2 protein-coding genes and 1 pseudogene are annotated in these 1,930 nt (G+C 56.5%); 2 read left to right on the top strand and 1 reads right to left on the bottom strand.

Annotation, left to right across the window (positions count from 1 at the left end; genetic code table 11):
• Positions 1-195 (top strand): annotated as a pseudogene (locus AC0Z9V_RS18135) (IS30 family transposase); the annotation flags it as partial.
• 201 nt (positions 196-396) lie between these two features.
• Positions 397-858: a hypothetical protein gene (locus tag AC0Z9V_RS18130; RefSeq protein WP_485142388.1), complete on the top strand. Its 462-nt coding sequence runs from the start codon at positions 397-399 to the stop codon at positions 856-858.
• Positions 859-954: 96 nt separating this feature from the next.
• On the opposite strand, the gene AC0Z9V_RS18125 is transcribed toward AC0Z9V_RS18130, so the two are convergent.
• The gene (locus AC0Z9V_RS18125) at positions 955-1,176 is read right to left on the bottom strand and encodes a hypothetical protein (protein ID WP_485142387.1); all 222 of its coding nucleotides are present in this window, start codon (positions 1,174-1,176) and stop codon (positions 955-957) included.
• Between the last annotated feature and the right edge of the window lie 754 nt (positions 1,177-1,930).

Here is a 1,930-nt window from a genome sequence, read left to right as displayed (position 1 = left end):
ATGCTTCGCCAGTACCTCACGAAAGGCTCCGACCTTCGACGGTTCACAGCCAAAGACCTCGATGACATCGCGAACCTCATCAACGACCGTCCCCGGCAGGTTCTGAAATGGGCCAGCTCCAACGAGCTCTACCAAGCCCACATCACCACCTTCGATCAGCCCGCGATACCCTCAAAACCACAGGTGGTGCATTGACCGGTTGAGGTCGCCTTAGCTTTTTGAGACAGTAGCTAACGCGAGCTTAGCAAGGTGACCGATCGAGGGGTGCGTTGGTTATAGGAACACCAAGAGCCTCTCGGTTAGTGCTCGAAGTAAGCTCTGATGACCCTTGATTTTGTATACGTAAAGTTTCAAAATGGTTCTAGAGCTACTTCGCTCTCTGAACGAGGAGACATCATGAGCCCCCACCAGAACCGAAAGCAGACCACACTCCGAGGAGCTGTTGCGATGCTCGTAGCAGCGAGCATGATCGCCCTGCCGGCCAGCGTGGCCACGCCCGCTTTCGCTGCTGCTTCCACATCAGCTGACAGCGCGAGCAAGGAGGTTGCCGAGAAGGGCTTCTGGATTGACTGCCCTGAGGGGGCTAAGTACTGCACGAAGTACTGGTCTAGGTCGAAGACGCTGGACCTTTTCGATAACACCCAAGAGTTGACGTGGCCGATCGCCCGCCTCGCTGCAGAAGCGCAGGTGTGGTACGCGGTGCTGTTCTACCAAGGAACGCGTTCGGTTAACCAGATGGAGGACGCCATCGACGAGGCGGCGTTCGATGACGCCTGCGTACAGCAGAGAACTCGGCAAGACGGAAGGCCGGGGGTCGTTTGGAGTTCGACGAATCATCCCGACTACTGCTTCGACTGAGGAGGGGCACAAAAGAGGGGCCAGGCATCTTTCTGGCCCCTCTTTTATGATCCTTGGTGTCCCATGCAACTGGGCTCGGACAGCTTGAAGCTGTGGCTACTTCAACTGCTTACCAGCGAAGGCCAACTCCCGCAGCTTCCGCTGGGTATCTAGGGCTAACGCTTGCTTTGCCGCGATGACAGCATCGATGTCTTGATGGCGAGCCCATTCTTCTACTGCAACCCGTATCTCCTCAGAGACAGAAGACTCTTTCGCCTGAGCCAGCAATTCGACGAATCTGTAGGTGTCGACGGGAAGGCGCGTCGATGCTGCTGTCATCTCTACGTCGTACTTTGGCTTTCGGCCCATGAGAAAGACCCCTGTGAGATCTGAGTGTGTGTGGCTGACGACCCCTCGTCAGCTTTCCATTTGAGCCTGATTCTCACATGCCCGAAGACGTGAAAGCAAGGTTTCGAGAAATACCGTATGCGCTATTGTCATTGGAATCGAACTCGGGAACCATGGAGGGACCTGTGCTTCTCGTGCAGGAGGCCTTTCGTCTTCGACGGTGTAGATGAGGGCATGTGGACGCTCGCCGGCGGCTTATCTGAGGAGCTGAACGCCCATGTTTGCAGAGCAGGAACAAGAGCCACGTGTGGTGGCATCGCCCTACATCATCCAGCTACCCGGGTTTCAGATCCTCATCCAGGAGCAACCCGAAAATCTCGCGCCGTTACACGGGAAGGACGAAAACAGACTGAGGCTGGATGCCCTCCGGGGTGCCCTCGCAACAGAAGAGCCGTCGTATTCCCGCCTCATGGAAGAGGATGGGCTACAGCGTATGTTTCACAGGCGGTAGTGAGGAAGTCCCAATAGGCTGGCGTGTCAACTCATCGTCGCAGGCATGTCGGGACCACCCGATAGATTGCAATCGTGCTGACACCTGACCCGATCCCCGCAGTCGCTGAGCCCACAGTGATCTTTGTGATTAACCGGGCATGGCGACCTCAACCGGTCAATGCACCACTCCTTGGCAGGATGAGTGGTGGAGGTGCGTGTGGAGTTCACGACGGAGCAGCAGCAGACTATTTGG

The sequence above is a fragment of the Arthrobacter sp. UYP4 genome, from assembly GCF_057291175.1.
Note: the sequence above shows the minus strand (reverse complement) of the source record. Positions and strands in the feature narration are given on the sequence as shown.

Bases quoted from the DNA above. Each gene is read 5' to 3' on its own strand.
- AC0Z9V_RS18125 (WP_485142387.1), bottom strand. From the start codon at position 1,176: ATGACAGCAGCATCGACGCGCCTTCCCGTCGACACCTACAGATTCGTC.
- AC0Z9V_RS18130 (WP_485142388.1), top strand. From the start codon at position 397: ATGAGCCCCCACCAGAACCGAAAGCAGACCACACTCCGAGGAGCTGTT.